This is a genomic window from Paenibacillus sp. AN1007, from assembly GCF_040702995.1.
Classification (GTDB): domain Bacteria; phylum Bacillota; class Bacilli; order Paenibacillales; family Paenibacillaceae; genus Paenibacillus.
Window position 1 is genome coordinate 1825289 of record NZ_CP159992.1, and the last position, 18869, is coordinate 1844157.

Annotated in this window: 11 protein-coding genes; all 11 read left to right on the forward strand. The window is 47.5% G+C overall.

Features of this window, described 5'->3' with window-relative positions; all coding sequences use genetic code 11:
• Positions 1–161 precede the first annotated feature (161 nt).
• The 11 genes from ABXS70_RS08380 (at position 162) to ABXS70_RS08430 (ending at position 18701) form a co-directional block, all read left to right on the forward strand.
• Positions 162–1571 (forward strand): N-acetylmuramoyl-L-alanine amidase family protein, encoded by a 1410-nt coding sequence (locus ABXS70_RS08380; protein WP_342551645.1) that lies wholly within the window; start codon positions 162–164, stop codon positions 1569–1571.
• A gap of 34 nt (positions 1572–1605) precedes the next feature.
• Complete coding sequence (locus ABXS70_RS08385; protein WP_342551644.1) at positions 1606–2298, forward strand: GerMN domain-containing protein; 693 nt, start codon at positions 1606–1608, stop codon at positions 2296–2298.
• A gap of 233 nt (positions 2299–2531) precedes the next feature.
• Positions 2532–5270, forward strand: a complete 2739-nt coding sequence (locus tag ABXS70_RS08390) for an S-layer homology domain-containing protein (protein WP_366295235.1) — start codon at positions 2532–2534, stop codon at positions 5268–5270.
• 98 nt (positions 5271–5368) lie between these two features.
• Positions 5369–6067 (forward strand): endonuclease III, encoded by a 699-nt coding sequence (gene nth, locus ABXS70_RS08395; RefSeq protein WP_342551642.1) that lies wholly within the window; start codon positions 5369–5371, stop codon positions 6065–6067.
• Positions 6068–6087: 20 nt separating this feature from the next.
• Positions 6088–6360 (forward strand): NAD/NADP transhydrogenase alpha subunit, encoded by a 273-nt coding sequence (locus ABXS70_RS08400; RefSeq protein ID WP_090917088.1) that lies wholly within the window; start codon positions 6088–6090, stop codon positions 6358–6360.
• A 389-nt stretch (positions 6361–6749) separates the two neighbouring features.
• Positions 6750–10427, forward strand: a complete 3678-nt coding sequence (locus ABXS70_RS08405) for a dynamin family protein (protein WP_366295238.1) — start codon at positions 6750–6752, stop codon at positions 10425–10427.
• A 384-nt stretch (positions 10428–10811) separates the two neighbouring features.
• A complete protein-coding gene (locus ABXS70_RS08410; RefSeq protein ID WP_342551640.1) occupies positions 10812–12584 on the forward strand; it encodes an ABC transporter ATP-binding protein in 1773 nt (590 codons plus the stop codon).
• Positions 12581–14431: an ABC transporter ATP-binding protein gene (locus tag ABXS70_RS08415; protein WP_342551639.1), complete on the forward strand. Its 1851-nt coding sequence runs from the start codon at positions 12581–12583 to the stop codon at positions 14429–14431. Before ABXS70_RS08410 ends, ABXS70_RS08415 begins: the two co-directional genes overlap by 4 nt.
• 365 nt (positions 14432–14796) lie before the next feature.
• Entirely contained in the window at positions 14797–16461 is a 1665-nt protein-coding gene (locus ABXS70_RS08420) for an AraC family transcriptional regulator (protein ID WP_366295241.1), read from the forward strand.
• A 123-nt stretch (positions 16462–16584) separates the two neighbouring features.
• Positions 16585–17607: an ABC transporter substrate-binding protein gene (locus ABXS70_RS08425; RefSeq protein ID WP_342551637.1), complete on the forward strand. Its 1023-nt coding sequence runs from the start codon at positions 16585–16587 to the stop codon at positions 17605–17607.
• A gap of 65 nt (positions 17608–17672) precedes the next feature.
• Complete coding sequence (locus ABXS70_RS08430) at positions 17673–18701, forward strand: NAD(P)/FAD-dependent oxidoreductase (RefSeq protein WP_342551636.1); 1029 nt, start codon at positions 17673–17675, stop codon at positions 18699–18701.
• Positions 18702–18869 lie beyond the last annotated feature (168 nt).

Sequence of the window (18869 nt, forward strand, 5' to 3'; positions counted from 1 at the left end):
AGCTTGATCTGACAACGTTTTTTTTCTGTTATGTTGGAATATATTCGCAACTTTTGAGATTGGGAGGCGTCTAATAGGTGTCTGGTAATGCCCAAGTGTTCAGTGGAAGTTGCAAACTTGCAGCATGCGGCAAAAAAATATGAGATTGGTAGGGGTGAAGGATGAAGAAGTTCGGTTTTTTGGTACTGTTATTTGTCTTTGGGTTCGTTTTCCCGGGCTATAGTCATGCAGCAGCAGACACGAAAATTATCCTAGACGGGAATGAGATCGTACAGCCTTCGGGTGCGAAAGCGGAAAACATCAAAAGCAAGGTGATGGTCCCGATTCGTGTAGTTTCCGAGAGTCTGGGGTACTCCGTAGATTGGAAACAACAGTCGCAAACGGTGACGATTAGCAAAGACAACACTGCCATGCAGATGATTGTTGGACAGAAGACGGCAACAGTGAACGGCAGTAACGTAGACCTGGATGCCCCGCCCCTCGTTAAAAATGGTACGACATTAGTGCCTCTCCGTTTCATTGGAGAGCAAATGGGTCTTAAGGTGGGTTGGAACAATACCACAAAGACGGTAACATTAGTTACCCAGAATTCAGGTTCCGGAAACGGGACAACCACTCCTCCGAACGCTGGCAGTGATGGTGGAGGATCAGATCAGGAAGGTCTTGTACTGGTGAACGGCATCAGCTTCAGTGACAACCGTTTTTTGATTGCTACAAGCGGAAGTACAAAGCCGAACGTCTTCACGATGACAGGACCGGATCGAATTGTAATTGACCTGCCTAATACCGCGTTTGCTGATTCATTCGGTCAAGGACATGCACTGGACAGTAATCAGAATGGTCAGCTGGTTGTAAATGGTTATCCAGATGTGTCCCAAGTTCGTTATTCGTTGTTCAGTAACAGCCCTTCTACCATTCGATTTGTCATTGATTTGGCCGGTGCCAAAGGATACAGTGTACAAAACGATTCCGGGCTGGTTATGATTGATTTGAACAAAGAAAACGGCACACCTGCTCCGCCTGTCGGTAACAATGGCAAGAAGGTTGTCGTTATTGATGCCGGGCATGGTAACCAGGACCCTGGAGCGATTGGAGTTACGGGCAAAAGAGAAAAAGATTTCAATCTTGCTATGGCCTTAAAAGTAGATGCTCTTTTGAAAAAAGAATCTAAAATCGACGTTGTATTAACCCGCAGCGATGATACATTTCTCGCATTGAAAGAACGTGTGAAGGTTGCACAAAACATAAATGCAGATATCTTTGTCTCGATTCATGCGAACAGCGGACCAGTGGCGGCTTCGGGGGTAGAAACTTATTATTCCCGTTCAGTCAGCAAGGAATTGGCTAACATTATGCATAAGTATCTTGTGCAGTCTTCCGGACTGAAAGATCGAGGTGTAAAGATGGCCAGCCTGCATGTAACTCGTGAAACAACCATGCCTGCAGTGCTGCTGGAAGGAGGATTCCTCAGCAACAAAAGTGATGAGGCCATACTGTTTACAGAAAATTTCCAGAACAATGTAGCCAAAGGTATTGTTGCTGGAATCAAAGAGTATCTGGGAATTCAATAAGGGACAACCCTTATGCTGAGGAGGCGGAGTTAGAATGAACAAAAAAATATGGATCGCAGCTTTACTGGTAACGGTAATGGCGGCAGCTGCCGGATGTGGAAGTAAACCAACGGCTGCTCCGACTCAGACACAAGGTGCGGGATCAGAGACACAGACAGGGAACGGCGTTACAGAAGTAGACGGTCAGGTCATTACTGATCCTGCAACTGCTGGTTCCGAAGAAAACACAACACCATCCAACTCGGCGAACGGAAGCACGGAGGGAACAACATCTTCTGGTGAGACATCGAAATCGCCATCGACGGATAAACCTGCAGCTTCTGACAGCAAAGAGAAGAAGTCCATTGAAGTTTTCTATACCGATCCGGAGGAACTCGAACTGCATAAAGCGTCAGCTGAAATTACATTTGCATCAGAAGATGAAAAGTATAAAGAAGCTTTCGCGTCCCTGCAGCAGAGCAAAGATGATAAGTTCGTTCCACTGTGGTCCAAAGATATTGAGCTGAAATCAGTTCAATTTAAAGATGGAGCGCTGACGCTGGATATCCATATGCCGGATACGGCACGTCTTGGTGCAGGCGGCGAAGTGTTTGCACTGGATGCCTTGAAACAAACGTTTTTCCAGTTTAGCGAAGTGAAATCTCTCGATCTGCTGGTAGACGGGAAATCATCTGAAAGTTTGATGGGACATGTGGATCTTGAGCATCCAATGACAAGATCCAATTAGGGTGTGTCTGAAAACGCTGAAGCAAGCAGCTTTTGCCGGATTTTTCGTTCCCAGCCAGTTCGTTTACTTCAGGCGTGTCGGGGCACGTCAAGCGAAAGCGACGCAGCAGGGGGCGAAAAGGTGGTAAAAGATGCACTTCGGTGGGTTTCAAGACAAGCCCTTGTCTGTGCATCAAATGTGTTACCGTGGACTCACGGAATAAGGTCGTTTTACATGAGAGAGGGGAATCATAGGTGACTTTTAAATATAACCATCCATCACACTCTAAAAAAGTAGTATCAGCCGTGCTTGCAGGTATGATGGCCCTGAGCGTAGGCGGGGGTGCCATGGCGGCAGGCGAAACAGAAACGGGATCGAGCCAGAACGCGGCAGTAAACAGCACAGCTGCACCAGCGGGATTATTCAGTGATATCAATACTGGATATTGGGCTGAGAAGCATGTGTACAAGCTGGCGTATCAAGGTATTCTTCTCGGTAATAACGGCTTGTTCCGTCCGGGGGACGCGGTAACACAGCAGGAAGCGGTAACGATGGCGATTCGTTTTATGAATATGGAATCCCAAGTGAACACCACCACGGCAGCGGCATTACCGACAAATATGGAAGTGGGAAATTATTTCAAGCCATATGTGGCGCTTGCACTTCAATTGGGACTCGTAGATAAAACGGAAGAAGCAGCTGTCGATGTTTCCAAAGCATCATGGGGGCAGAAGCCGGCAACACGCGAATGGATCACCAAATTGTTAATCCGCTCGCTGAACAAAGATGCCGAAGCGAAGGCCCAAAATAATCAGTCTACAAGCTTTGCAGATAATGCAAGTATTTCCGACAGTGCCAAAGGGTATATAAATCTGGCTGTTAGTCTGGATCTGGCCAAAGGACTGGAAAACAACAAGTTCAATCCGACGGGTTCCGTAACCCGTGCGCAGCTTGCGACGTTTTTTAGCCGCGGTGAATCGTTGACGGATACCAAATATCCAAACACGGCGACGGGTTACGTTACCGGATTGAAGGATGGGCAGATCACGCTGGTTGTTGACGGAAAAGCTGTCAACTATGCAGTGAACAGCAGTACTCCTTACTTTACCAAAGATAGCGAAACACGTGCATCCGCATCGGATGTGAAGCTGTACACTAAAGTTCTTATTGTAGGTTCGGCGGGCTCTGCCTCCTATGTGGAGGTTGTTGATGCCAAACCTCAAGTGGAGAGCGTTGAAGGTACGTTTGCACGTTCGCTTTCAGGCAATAAAATCGGACTGTTCGTAGGCGAAAATTATGAAACATATTCTTATGATGAGAACACCGCTTTTATAGATCAAAATGGGAAAGCGATCAAACTGTCAGACATTACAGCAGACAGCACCATCGAAGTACAGCGCGAGACATTCTCGGCTGACAAAAAAACAGTTCTAGTGCAGGTGAAATCTGGAATTGTTAATAAAAGCGACAGCGGTGTTATTTCGGAAGTGGCTGCTTCCAGCAAAACCATCAAGCTGGTCAATGCTGCAGGTGCAGCAGAGCAGTATACGTACAATGATAACCTGATTATTCGTTATCAAAACCGTATTCTGTCCGCTGCTGATCTGAAGGCAGGCAGTTCCGTGAAGTATACCGTAAAAGATAATGTACTTCAGACGATTGAGCTTGCGCAGGGAGTTGAACAATCTGTTCGCGGAACGCTGGTTGAGATTGGTGGCAATCAGTCCACAGTGATGTTTAAACGTGATGGAGGTTCTCTTGAAGCAAAACTGCTGATTGAGAAGCCGGAAGTTATTATTAGCGGTATTCAGGAAGCATCGCTAAACGACTTGATTACAGACACGAATAATGGCGACAAGGTTGAGCTTACGTTAAACAGTGACGATCAGGTAACACGGATTCAAGTCATCGGACGGCAGATGGAGCCGCTGAACGGGGCTACGGTCGTATCTTACAACAGCAAAACAAAATTACTGACCGTATTGGATGCGAATAAAAAGCCATATGTATTTACACTGGATGACAAGACGAAAATGGACTATAATGCCTCGAAACCGACATTGGCAGGGCTGGAGTCTTTGTTAAATGACGGACGCAAACTGGATCTGACTTATGTCGGAACTCGTGCATTGACAGTGAAGGTTATTTACAAATATGAAGGAACAATCAGCAGTATCGATACTTCAAACCGAAAAATCAGTTTGTTATCTGGAAGCCAGACCATTACTGTCCCTTACACAACGGCGCCTGCGGTTGAAATGTACAACAAATCTAATGGGGGCCTGTCTGATTTGAAGATTGGCGATAATGTTACCATTACCCTCGGATCAAATCAGGATGTGGTGCAGAAAATTGCCCTGAAAACGGCAGCTCAGTTTGAAATTGTTGGTGTAGAAACGAATGGCCGGGTCCGGGTGAAGTCGGATCTGCTTTCCAGCCAGTTCTACTTTGATCAGGCGGTGCTGACAAGCGAAAGTGGACAAACGATTACGACATCCCAGCTGATCGCAGGTCAATTGATTAACGTGACATTTGAAGGAATAACGCCAAAAGCGGTGCAGGTGGTAAAACGCACTTTGGCGGAAGTTACTGCAGTTGATGGTACTTCGGTTACACTGAAACAGTTTAACGGCTCGGCAGAAAAAATGTCTGTGAGCGGTCCTGTAAAAGTGCTGAAAGCCGGCTCGACATTAACTTCTTTGACTAACTTGACGGTTGGTGATCGAGTTGAAATGACAAAGGATACGGATAACTCCACACGTTTCAGAGTGCTTACTGTGATGAGCAAGCAGTTCTGGTCTTATGATGGCGTGGGCAACCAGATCCTGGTTAAACGTGAAACAACCACAGACACAAACTATCGTTTTGCACTGGGTTCCAATGTATTTGTTCACCAGGGTGACAATACTTTAAGCGTGCAATCTCTCAGAGATAATGATAATATTGTATTGTATCTCTTGAACAATGTAGTATTCGAGATTTCAAAACAGTAATCGTTTCTTTTCGAGGATCAAAAGAATGACCGTCTTGATACGGGATCTTTCCCGCATCAAGACGTTTTTTTTGCAAGCTTTTTGGGAGGTAGCTCTTCATGAATGCAGCGACGGTAAGGCATATACTCGAAACAATGGAAGCCATGTTTCCTGATGCACATTGCGAATTAAATCACAGCAATGCATTTGAATTGACGGTAGCGGTTCTTTTATCTGCACAGTGCACTGATGAAACGGTGAACAAAGTTACTGCAGATTTGTTTCAAAAGTACAAAAGCCCGGCAGATTATTTGGCAGTTCCTCTCGAGGAACTGGAACAGGATATTCGCCGAATCGGATTGTACCGAAACAAGGCCAAGCATATTCAGAACATGTGCCGAATTTTAATAGAGCAGTATGGCGGTGATGTACCGCAGGAACATGATCAGCTTGTCACTCTTCCAGGGGTTGGGCGAAAAACTGCGAATGTTGTCGTTTCAAATGCGTTTGGAGTACCGGCAATCGCTGTAGATACTCACGTAGAACGCGTGTCGAAGAGACTTGGACTCGCTGGCTGGGATGACTCCGTACTTGAAGTCGAGAAGAAACTGATGAAGCGCGTACCCCGGGATGAATGGACTTTGACTCATCACCGGTTTATATTTTTTGGACGCTACCATTGCAAGGCTCAAAACCCCCAATGTCATATTTGTCCGCTCCTGGACATATGTAGGGAAGGGAAAAAACGTATGAAAACGTCCCAGATCAGGAAAGATAAGGAACGTGTCACCACCCGAAAACCAAAATTAAATTCATAAGCAGAAAAGGATGAATAACCATGAAATGCATTTCCGTGTACACTGACAATTTTGAAGCCTTCTCCGATATTTTCGAGCAGATCGTTGAGCAGGAAATGGCTGAGAACGAAGAAAAAGAAGTTGAAGGCATTACGGTAAGCCATTCTGGTGACGTACCTGAGCATTACCTGGAGCGTATGTCCACAAAGCCAGAGGTTGTTGTGATGAGAGATAAAGGCAGAGGCATTACGATTCTGCAGCATGGTCAAGTTTTCGAAATTCTGCTGCCTACGATGGAGAACGCAGTATCTTAAGTTTTGAATAACCTTAACCTATGATCAGGAACCTGGCTGCATCGACACTCCGACAAGATGACAGCATGGATAACATCTTTGGCATGTCATGCAGCCAGTTACTTGATGATAAACATTCTCGATTGTATATGGGAGTTATAAGAATGATCAGGATAAAACCGACAGGATCGGTTTTATTTTTTTATAGATACATATTGGATGAACCATTCACACGAATCATCTCGAATTGAACTTATATTGATCTGGAATCCATCTACATGCAGATTCGAGGGAAATCGTTCAAATTCAAACCTGATAATGTTAAACTGTATGTTAATTAAATGATATACATTAGAGATTGACGCCCGAAAACGGATGTCAAATTAGAGGAGCCAGGAGGAAGGCCAGTCATGTCCAGAACAGATTACCCAGCAGCAATGGCCGCACCTTTGTTACCACTGCGTGAAGCAATGAAGCAGACAGAGGACCATACAGCTGTAGAAGCGTTAACGGATTTGATAAGCAAGGCAGAAACGAAGCATCTGACGATTGCGTTTTGTGGACATTTCTCGGCAGGCAAGTCAAGTTTGATCAACAGCCTGTGCGGTAAACGGGTGCTTCCATCGAGTCCTGTGCCTACCAGTGCCAATGTTGTGGCCATACGCAATGGCGAGCCGAGAGCAGTTATTTATACATCACCTAACGTAAGCGCTGACAATAAAGCAGGCACGTTGGAGGTTTCCCCCGAGGAGCTGGAGGCGTATTGTAAAAACGGCGGGGCGTACAGCTCCATTGAAGTATGGGATTATATTCCGCTGCTGGGGGATGAAGCAGTGCTTCTGGATACGCCGGGAGTGGATTCTACCGATCGCGGGCACAGCCTCGCCACGCATTCAGCACTTCATCTTGCAGATGTAGTGTTCTATGTAATGGATTATAATCATGTTCAGTCGGAGACGAATCTCTCTTTTGCTAAAAGTTTGTCCGACTGGGGGAAACCGCTGTTTCTGATTGTGAATCAGATTGACAAACATCGGGAACGTGAGCTTTCCTTTGATCAGTATGTGCAGGGAGTAGAAGCGATTTTTGCTGCATGGGAAGTGCGCTATGACGGCCTGATGTTTACGTCCTTACGGGACCAGCAGCATCGATATAATCAGTGGCCGCAGCTTCCGGATCTTATAACGCAGCTGATGAAGAACAAAGAAGAGCTGATCTCGCACAGTTTGGCAAGTTCGGCCAGTCATATTACGGAGCAGCATTTGATCCGTGAGGCAGGGAAAAGGGAAGATGAAGAAGCAGCGCTGCTGGAGGAAATTGGCGGGCAAGAGGGGATTGAACGATTGGAACGTGAGCTTGCGCTCCTGGACGAACAATCGGCAGAGCTTCAGAACAGACCTTCGCAAATCCGTGAGAAATTCAGAGCAGAGGTGGATTCGCTGCTTACCAACGCAAATCTTACCCCGGCAGATATTCGTACTTCGGCCGCTAATTACTTGGAGAGCCGCAAGCCTGGTTTTCGGGTGGGACTGCTGTTCTCAGGCGGTAAAACCGAACAGGAGAAGCAGCGCCGGGCTTCCGAACTGGTGAAACTGCTTCAGGACCAGACTTCCAGCCAAGTGGAGGTACATATCCGCACGATGCTCAGACAGCTGGGGGAGGCCTATCAAGTATGGGATGCAGCGTGGGAGCAGGCACTTAACACAGAGCTGCCTTCAATAGATGAAGAACTGCTTGAACTGAAACGAAGTGCGAGTGCAGAACTGTCGCCGGAGTATGTGCTGCAGTTCAGCAAAGATGTCCGGGGCGAGATTGAGGCCCGGTACCGCAGGTCGGCCATGCTGCTGGCCGACCGCATCCTGGAAGCACTGGCTGCGCAGGGCGAAGCCGCGCTCCAGGCGCTGGACGCCAGCCGCGCAGCGCTGCTGGCGCAATCCGCGGCGGCGGCGCGCTATACAGCGCTCCAGCGCGCCGCCGCCGAAGAGGCAGCACGGCTGCGCAGCCTGCTGCCTCCTGCGGGCCCCCTCCCCTCCGGGCTGCTGCCGGAGGTGAAGGGCCCGCATGTGCCCGCGCCTGAACCGGGCGAAGCTCCCGGTTCGCAGGCGGGCACATCCGCGTCTGTGGCGGCGCAGCCGCAGACGCAGACGCAGGCCCCTGTGCCGCCGCGCACAGCAGCGGCGCAGGGCGCATCTCCGGCGGCTGGCGCTGAACGCCGCCGGCGCCTGGACGCAGCAGCGGAACGGCTGGAAGCCGCTGCTGCGCTGGTGGAGCCGTACCCCGCCATGGGGTCGGCGGTACGGGATTTGCGTGCACGCGCGGCTTCGCTTGCGGGGGGCACGTTTACTCTCGCCCTGTTCGGTGCGTTCAGCGCGGGCAAATCCTCCTTCGCCAACGCATTGCTGGGCGAAGCCGTCTTACCGGTATCGCCGCATCCAACAACAGCGGCGATCAACCGCATTATGGCTCCAGCCGGCGGCGCGGAGCATGGCACTGCCCGGGTCCGGATGAAGACCCGGGAGGCCTTTCAGGAAGATCTTGCTTACTCCTTCCGTCTGCTTGGGCTTGGAGAGCCGGGCGCAGAGTGGCAGAAGCGGGTAAAATCGCTCACGCCGCAGGATGTGCACCCGGCAGGACGTCCGCATTACAGCTTTTTGCAGGCAGCAGCGGCTGGCTGGGAGGAAACAGCGGACCAGCTCGGGCAGGATGTGCAGGTAGACTTGAACGGGTATCGCCATTTTGTAGCCAACGAGAAGAAATCCTGCTTTGTCGATTCGATTGATTTGTATTACAGCTGTGATGTGACAGAACAGGGCATCGTGCTGGTGGATACACCGGGAGCCGATTCGGTCAATGCCCGGCATACAGGGGTAACGTTCAATTATATGAAAAATGCCGATGCACTGATTTTTGTGACGTATTATAATCACGCCTTCTCTCAGGGAGATCGGCAGTTCCTGAACCAACTCGGTCGCGTCAAAGACAGCTCCGCCATGGATCAGATGTTCTTTGTCGTGAATGCGAGTGACTTATCCTCTTCGGACGAAGAATTGGAGCAGGTGCTCGATCATGTAGGGACAGAATTGCGGAAAAACGGCATTCGCTCGCCGCGTCTTTTCCCGGTATCCAGCATGCTGGCTATGGAAGGTAAAATGGAAGGCAGCGCTGATCTGCTGCAGCAATCCGGATTTATTCGTTTTGAAGAAGAGTTTAATCGTTTTGCAGGCAGGGAACTGGCTGATTTGGCGGTGGGTGGGGCTTCTGACGAGATGGCTCGTGTCATTCAGCGGTTAACACAGCGTGCAGCGGATGCGGCACAGGGGGAAGAAACACTGCGTCGGCGGCGAGATGAGCTGGGCATGATCTCGGATCAGTCACGTCTGCGGATTGAGCGATTGGCACAGCGCTCGATGAAAGAAGAGCTGTCACAGGAAACGAATGAGCTGCTTTTCCATGTGAGACAGCGTCTCGCTTTTCGGTTCGGTCAGTTTATGGCAGAAGCTTTCCACCCCTCGGTACTGCGAGAGGATCAGGGTAATCTGAAGACCGCTTTCGCAGCCTGCGGCCGTGAACTGCTGCGCATGATCGGCATCGAGCTTGAGCAGGAATTGCTCGCAACAACACTTCGATTAGAGCAGACGGGACACGGCTGGGCAGCAAAGCAAGTTACGGAATGTATTAATGAAATAAAACAGCTGACAGGTGGTATTGACTTGTCCTTGACACTGGATGAGAAATGGAGCACACCTGTACTGGACGAAATCCGGCTTGAAGAACCGTCGGATTGGAAAAACTACTGGAGTTACTTCCGCAATCCGAAGCAGTTCTTTGAAGGAGATGGACGTCAGCGCCTTCAGGATGCACTTGAGCCCGTTCTCAAACAGATGATTATTGAAGTGCTTCCAGCATCAGAACAAAAGCTGGTGCAGTTTTATGATACACAGGTTCATCAATCTGTACAGCATTACTCCCGTCAGCTCACCGAAAGGCTGGAAGAAGCGGTTAACGGCATACAGGATACGCTTGAAAGTGGAATCCCGGCGGAGCAGTGGATAGCTTTGTCCGAACAGCTTGAACAATTGCAGGAATAGATGGTATGGAGTTTGCACCATCGTTTGAATCTTCTGGCAGGTGATGCGGTATTTTGCTTCAAAGCTGGTTGAGTATGCAAAAATTTTGGAAACGTTTGTAAAATAATTGAGTTATTCCGCAACTTTTTGAAAAGGTTGCGAAAAACCATCAAAAAAGGCTCCCGCCGTAAAGGTATATGGGGAGCCTTTTTTTGGTATGAACAACCTGAAATAAAGAGAATATTCAAACATTTGATTGAAAGTCGGGTATTGGCGTCCGTTAATGCGATAATAAGCTGAAAGCAGCCTGAATATGGTCTAATATTCGCTTTGCCGCGAATGGGGGACGGTGATAAACTTCATAAATGTTCACATCATTTAACGCAACCTTAGAGGAGGAGAAACATGGATGTTCTTAGGCAGCTGCAAACCTATTTTTGGGAGAAGAGAACGTATTTACTGGTATCGATCTTGTTCCTCGCCTTAGCGACCGCACTTGGATTGGTCTATCCGAACCTGCTGCGAATTCTGATCGATGACGTCATTATTCCCCGCAATTTTGAAGACGTTCCCATGCTTGCCCTGACGGTGTTAGGCGTCGTCATTTTGAAAGCGGGCATGCAGTTTTTACACGGTTTCTTTGGAGGGCGGCTTGGTAATTATTTAGCTTACCGTCTGCGCAACGCATGTTATGAAAAGCTTCAATTTTTATCCTTCCGTTATTATGATACGGCCAAAACAGGTGATCTGATGTCCCGCCTCACGGGAGACTTGGAGGCCATCCGTAACTTTATCGGATTTGGTTTCGCCCAGATTCTCAACATGGTTCTCATGGTCGTATTCGGCGCAATCATGATGATGACGATGAGCTGGCAGTTAACACTGCTGACACTCGTCTGTATTCCACTGCTCGCCTTTGTTGCGCTTCGATTCGAATCCAGAATTCATCCCGCATTTCAGGAAATGCGGCTGGCATTAAGCTCACTAACAACAGCAGTGCAGGAGAACATTACAGGTGTTCGGACGGTGAAATCGTTTGCACGCGAGCCTTATGAAGTGGAGAAGTTCTCTACAAGGAATGAACGTTACAAAACAAATCAGATCCATGCTGCCACGTTGTGGAGCCGCTATTTTCCGATTATGGAGATTCTGGCTTCAGTAAGTGTTGTACTGCTGCTTGTCATCGGTGGACGAATGGTCATCCAGCAAACGCTTACCCTGGGTCAACTCGTTGCTTTTTTCAGTTTGATCTGGTACATAATCGGGCCGATGTGGGGTCTGGGATTTCATATCAATAACTATACGCAGTCCAAAGCTTCAGGTGAACGTGTTCTTGAACTGCTGAATACCCCTGTTGACGTGCAAGAGACCGAAGACCCGGTTATTGTGGAAGCGGAACAGGTGAAAGGTCATGTGACCTTCGAATCGGTAACCTTTGCATACGGCAACAAAATGCCTGCCGTGACAGATATTAATTTTGATGCTCCGCCCGGTTCTGTAATCGGTTTCCTTGGTGGAACAGGCTCAGGTAAGTCGACCATTATTCAGCTTTTGATGCGGGCCTATAATGTTAATTCCGGCTCGATCAAACTCGATGGCAGAAACATCAAAGACATGGGCATTCGCAGTTTACGAAGTCAGATTGCCTCTGTGTTTCAGGAAACCTTCCTGTTCTCTTCCAGTATTCGCAACAACATCTCTTACGGACTGAAAAATGTCACGATGGATGAGATTATCCGTGCAGCCAAGCTGGCGAAAGCGCATGACTTCATTATGGAGTTTCCCGAAGGATATGATACCGTCGTCGGTGAACGCGGGATGGGGTTGTCGGGAGGACAGAAACAGCGGATTGCCATTGCAAGGGCACTGCTGAAAAATCCAAAAATCCTTGTGCTTGATGATGCTACCAGCGCTGTCGATATGGAAACCGAGCATGAGATTCAATCAGGCTTCCAGGAAGTAATGCGCGGCCGCACAACATTTATTATCGCACACCGTATTTCTTCATTGCGGCACGCAGATGAAATATTGGTGCTGGATGAAGGCCGTGTAGTACAGCGCGGTAAACATACCGAGCTGATCCAGGTGCCGGGACCTTATCAGGATGTTTATAAAATTCAATATGCAGACTACATTGCCCGCGACAAGCGGGAGGTTGGGGAGCAGGTGAACTCATGAGTGCCGAAACACTAACAGACAGGCGCGAGGTCAAGGAGACCTCTGACAAAAAACTGAATGAACGATTTGTTTATCAGGATGATGAAGTGATAGAGAAACCGTTTAACTGGCAGGAATTCGGACGACTGTTTGCGTACATGAAACCGTATGCCAGGCAGCTCCTGCCGCTCGTCATTCTGATGATGATTCTTGGAACCATAACAAAATTGTCTGTACCTTTCCTGATCAGTCTTGCGATAGACAGAGCCATTGCACCGCAAAACGGGGTACCCAGCTTAACACTGCTGTACCTGATTGCCGGTTCGATCCTGCTCTTGTATCTCATTCAGTGGGCAGCTAACACATATCGGATCAAACTGACCAATATTATAGGTCAGCGGGTGATTTACGATCTTCGTTCAGACTTGTTCAAACATATTCAGAAGCTGTCCTTTAACTTTTTTGACAAAAGACCTGCAGGCTCGGTGCTTGTACGTGTAACAAATGATATTAACTCGCTGCAGGATTTGTTCACGAATGGTGCAGTCAACGTCATGATCGACTGTGTGCAGCTGCTCGGAATTATAGTCATTCTCTTGTTAATCAATTGGAAACTCGGCCTCGCGGTCATTATTACAGTGCCGATTATGTTCATTATATCGACCAAACTGCGGGTGCTGATCCGCCGGGCATGGCAGGATGTGCGTATGAAGAACTCACGGATTAACTCTCACTTGAATGAATCCATTCAAGGAATCCGGGTAACGCAGGCATATACGCAGGAAAAAGAAAACATGAAATATTTCGACAACATGAACATGTCCAGCAAAAAGTCCTGGGACAGAGCTTCAGCGATGAACCAGGGATTCGGTCCTTTGATTGAAATCACAGGTGGGTTCGGAACGTTGATTCTGTTCTGGTATGGTGCACATCTTATTCAAAATGAAATGCTGACTGTGGGTCTGCTTGTTGCCTTCGCCAACTATGTCGGTAACTTCTGGGACCCGATCAACCGTCTCGGACAAATGTACAATCAGCTGCTGGTCGCGATGGCATCGTCTGAACGAATCTTTGAATTCATGGATGAGAAGCCAAATATCGCGGATAAACCGGGAGCTAAGCCGCTTCCTTCTATTAAAGGGGATATCGTATTTGATAATGTCGTCTTTGAGTACGAAAAAGGGAGACAGGCGCTGAAAGGAATCAGTTTTTCCGCGGCAGCCGGGCAGTCCATTGCCCTTGTCGGTCATACAGGTTCCGGTAAGAGTACGATTATCAATCTGATCAGCCGTTTCTATGACATCACGGAAGGACGACTGACCATCGATGGACATGATGTGCGTGATGTTACTGTAGAAAGCCTGCGCAGTCAGATCAGCATCGTGCTGCAGGATACATTTATTTTCTCGGGAACGATCCGGGATAATATCCGATTCGGACGACTGGATGCGACGAATGAAGAGGTTGAAGAAGCGGCGAAAGCCGTTAACGCTCACGAGTTTATTATGAAGCTGCCTGGCGGATATGACACCGAGGTAGAAGAGCGAGGGAACGTCCTGTCTATGGGGCAAAGACAGCTGTTATCCTTTGCCCGGGCGCTGCTCGCCGATCCGCGTATTCTGATTCTGGATGAAGCTACAGCCAGCATCGATACCGAGACCGAGCTGAAAATTCAGGAAGCCCTTAAGGTGCTGCTCAAGGGACGGACGTCCTTTATGGTTGCTCACCGGCTGTCTACGATCCGTAATGCGGATAATATTATCGTATTGGATCATGGAGAGATCAAGGAAGAAGGGAATCATGAACAGCTGATTGAGAAACAAGGGGTGTACAACGGTTTAATTGAAGCGCAGTATCGTTTCTTATAAAGCAAAGATATATCGTGTAAGCTGCATGGTGAATTCGTATCTTGATAAGCATATGTATCAGATTCAGAATGATAGTTTATCAATAACATGTATTATAGAGTAGACGAAGCTAATAGGCACTTCAGCTTATTTTGTTCTTTATGGCTTTTCAACAGGATATCCTGCTGAAAGCATGAGAGCAGAAAGGCTGAAGTGTTTTTTTTTGAATGCTGCTTAAATGGATGAACGCTGAAGTTTAACTTGTGTCTCGGTTTATGTTATTACAGCTGCTCGGGATGGATATGTTCTTTTATCAGACTCCAAAACCGAGCACAAAATTATGTTATATTTGAAATAAAAAGTTCTATGGATTATGGGGGAGAACCATGCAGATCAAAGCGACAGAACAGGTTAATTCATATGCAGCTTTTGATATGTTTGACCAGCTTCATTTTAAGTTAATTGAGTTGAAGACTGCGGATCAAGGCCATTCGGAAGCAAGCTGGCGTCTCGGAACACAATTTCTCGATAGTTACATGCTGCTGTTTATAGTGAATGGTGAGGGCTGGCTCACCGTGGATGGTGAATTTGTTGAACTCAGGAGCGGCACGATCTATGCAGCAATGCCGGGACAGCTCGTTGAAGCGGAGGTTCGGGGGAAGGCTGAACGAAGCCTGTATCAGATGAGATTCAGTATTTCATATGAAAGAGAAATAGACGAGACATCTGCTCAGGCGATGATGAAGCGGATTTGCAATTTTACGACGAAGGGGGAGATGCGCTCCGACTCGCCAGTTACCATGAGTTTGATATGCCGGGAGATCGAGGAGAATGCCAGGCATGCGAACGGTTTACAGCGGTATTATGGCCAAATTCGTTTCCAGGAGCTGCTGTACACGATGTTCAGTGACATGCTTCAGCTGGAATCTAATGATGCCATGCGGCCTATCGAACAGGCCAGACATTATATGGAACAGCATTATATGGATAAAATGACGATACAGGATATGGCTGACGCGGCACGAATGAGCGCACGCCATTTCATGCGCTTATTTAAGAAGAGATACGGATGCAGCGCAGTGGACTATTTGACGATCTATCGGATCAAGCAGGCTCAGATAATGATGAGGAATGATCAAAACTTCAGGCTGAAGGAGATTGCGGCTTGTGTGGGGTTTCAGGATGAAATGTATTTTCGCCGTAAATTCAAGCAAATCTCAGGACTTCCTCCCGCGGCTTTTATACGTAACAGCAAGCAGCGTATTGCTGCAGTGCACTCCCAAGGCATCGGAATATTACTTGCTCTTGATATTATTCCCTGCGCCTCCGAAGCCAATCACCCATGGACAAGTTATTACAGGCGTAAATACGAGACGGATAAGGTCACGCCCCTGGTTGATGGAGAAGAAGGCTGTTTGGAACAGTTGAATACAATCCGGCCCGATTATATTGTCGCTGTTCGTGAGGAAATGTCCGCCAGTATGATGCATCGTTTGAATTCGCTGGCACCTGTTTGTGTCATTTCGCAGTCGGAAGGCGATTGGCGTGATCATTTGAGAACTGCTGCTCAATTCTTGAACCGGCCTGCCGCAGCCGAAGTTTGGCTTCAAAGGTATGAGCAAAAAGCGGCTGTCGTGCGTTCACAGTTATCCGAGCAGGTTCGTACGGACAAACTGATTATACTCAGCGTGAAGGATTCTAAGATTCAAGTCATGGGTCCACGAACGATTGCTTCCGTTTTTTATACCGACCTGCAGCTTAACGCACCGGAAGGCATAGAGAACATTTGGCAGCAATCGCATGCAGGCATTCACGACCTAAGTGACCTGGCACATTTATCGATAGACAGAGCATTAATTATTGTGAATGCGGATGATGAATCCAGCCAGAAGTGGGCGGAGCTGCAGCAATCTGAGGTCTGGAAGGCATCAAAAGCAGTGCAGACTGGCGGTGTTGATATGCTGATCCCAAGTGTTTTGCTGGATTATACCGCGTTTACTCATGAACTAATGCTGGATGAAGTGTTAAAACTGTGGCAGCATCGTCCATAATATAAAGTCCTTATCGTCAATATCTTGTGGGACCATTATTTAATATACTACTCCTATATCTAATTGATAATGATAATTATTATTAATTGTGATCATCTATAAATATATAGGAGGTACATAAGCGTGAAGGTTAAGTTTTGGCTGTTGACAGGGGTTCTATTGATACTTGTGGTGCTCAGTGCATGCGGACAAGCATCCGAGCAACAATCAACTGGTTCGGGAGAGAATATCGCAAGTCAGCCCTCTGAAGCTTCAAATACAAGTGAATCAGAACAGCAGCAGGAAAACCAGTTCAAAGTTGTACAAACGGAGATGGGAGAGATTTCGATCCCTGCTTCACCAAAGCGTGTGGTGGGGTTATCCGTTGTATATCCAGAACTGCTGTACGCGCTGGGTGTGGTTCCGGTTGCTGTACAAAATTATCATGAGGAATTTCCGAAATATTTGCAGGAGCCTTTTGCCAATACGGTGAAAATGGGAATTGCGAAAACTCCGGATTTCGAAATGATACTCGCCGCTGATCCTGACTTGATTATTGCACCTGCATGGTGGTCGAAGAAGGATTATGATCAGCTCTCGCGCATCGCTCCTACCGTGCTGCTGCCTCAGCGCGAAGAATGGCCGGATGAGCTGCAGGATATCGCTGCGGTTCTTGGAAAGGAGCAGGAAGCGAAACAGGTTATGGCGGATTTGAAGCAGCACGAAAAAGAGGGATCTGACAAACTGTATAATCTGATTGGCGAGGAAACGGTGCTGTACGTAAGGATTATGGAAAAGGAAATTATTCTAAACGGTCCGAACCTCTCACGCGGAGCATTTATTCACAAGCGGCTCGGTCTAAAGCCTGTGAACAATTTCCCGGAAGGTGAGGCCTCGTTGTCCATTTCTATGGAGGTCCTGCCGGAATATGATGCGGATCATCTCATTATTCAGCTGGATGACGAAGAAAATTCGGAAATAAAGAAAAAATATGAGGAATTGCTGAGCACATCGATCTGGAAAAACCTAAAGGCTGTGAAACAGAATCACGTGTACCTCGTGGGTGGTAAGGAATGGTTTAATCTCGGTATGGCTCCGATGGCCGACAATTATGTAATCGATGATATCGTGGCTGCTTTTGAAGAGAAAAACGAACAAGACAGATGAGCCTTTCCATATGAAATGAAGCAGCCTGCGTATCATTAAGAAATTAAAGATAGGATGTGTCTGCAGTGAATGATCTCGACATTTATGATGTAACGATTATTGGCGGAGGTCCCGCTGGAATGTATGCAGCATTTTACGCCGGTATGCGTGAGATGAAAGTGAAGGTGATTGAAGGCAAAGATCGGCTGGGTGGATTTCTTCAGACCTATGCGGATAAAACGATATGGGATGTTGGCGGACTGCCGCCGATGAAATGCGCCAAACTTATTGATTGGCTTGTTCAGCAAGCAGGTACATTTGAGCCCGTTGTGGTGTTTAATCAAACGATAGACACGTTTAGTCGTCTGGAGAATGGGGTCATTGTGCTGCAGGCGGAAACGGGCGAACTGCATTATACGCGAAGTGTAATTGCTGCTATTGGGCGAGGCATCGCCGAGGTGCAAAAGCTGGATATGAACACTGCACATGACTATGAACGAGGAAATCTGCATTATACGGTGCAGCATTTGGATTATTTTGCGGGGAAAAAAGTGTTGATCTCTGGCGGAGGCAACAGCGCCGTGGATTGGGCGCTTGAACTTGTGGAAAGGGCCTGCTCGGTAACGGTAGTGCACAGGCAGGATTCGTTTCGTGCAATGGAGCGCAGCGTAAGACAGATGAAAAGCAAGGCGGAGGTACGAACTCCCTATCAGATTGAACATTTATATGGGAACGGGGAACGTATTCATCAGGTCGGTATAATCAACATCACAACAAATGAAGTCATGCGTCTTGATGTGGATGATGTAATTATAAGCCATGGATATACAAGCCATGTCAGCAATCTCTCTCGATGCGGACTTGCCATGGAGGAAGGCATGATCGGCATGAACCAGCTGGCTGAAACGAATGTCCCTGGTATTTTTACTGCAGGAGATTGTGCTTCGAGGGAAGGTAAAGTGAGATTGATAGCAGGTGCTTTCAATGACGCGATCGTGGCAGTCAACAGTGCCAAGATGTATGTGGAGCCCGCTGCGGCCGGAATGGCCTATGTGTCGTCACATAATGAGCTGTTTCGAGAGAAAAATCGTGCTCTGGCACGAGATCAAACATGATTGTTAAAAAATAGAAGACAGATAAGCAAAAATTTAACGTTTCATTATTTTTACTTCCTTAAAATTGGGAGGAATGGAAAGAGTATCGAATCCGGAAATGTGATTTGTAAAAATTGATCGAAAAAACACAAAAAATCTTGTAAAATTCACAAGAAAAATAGGGAGTAC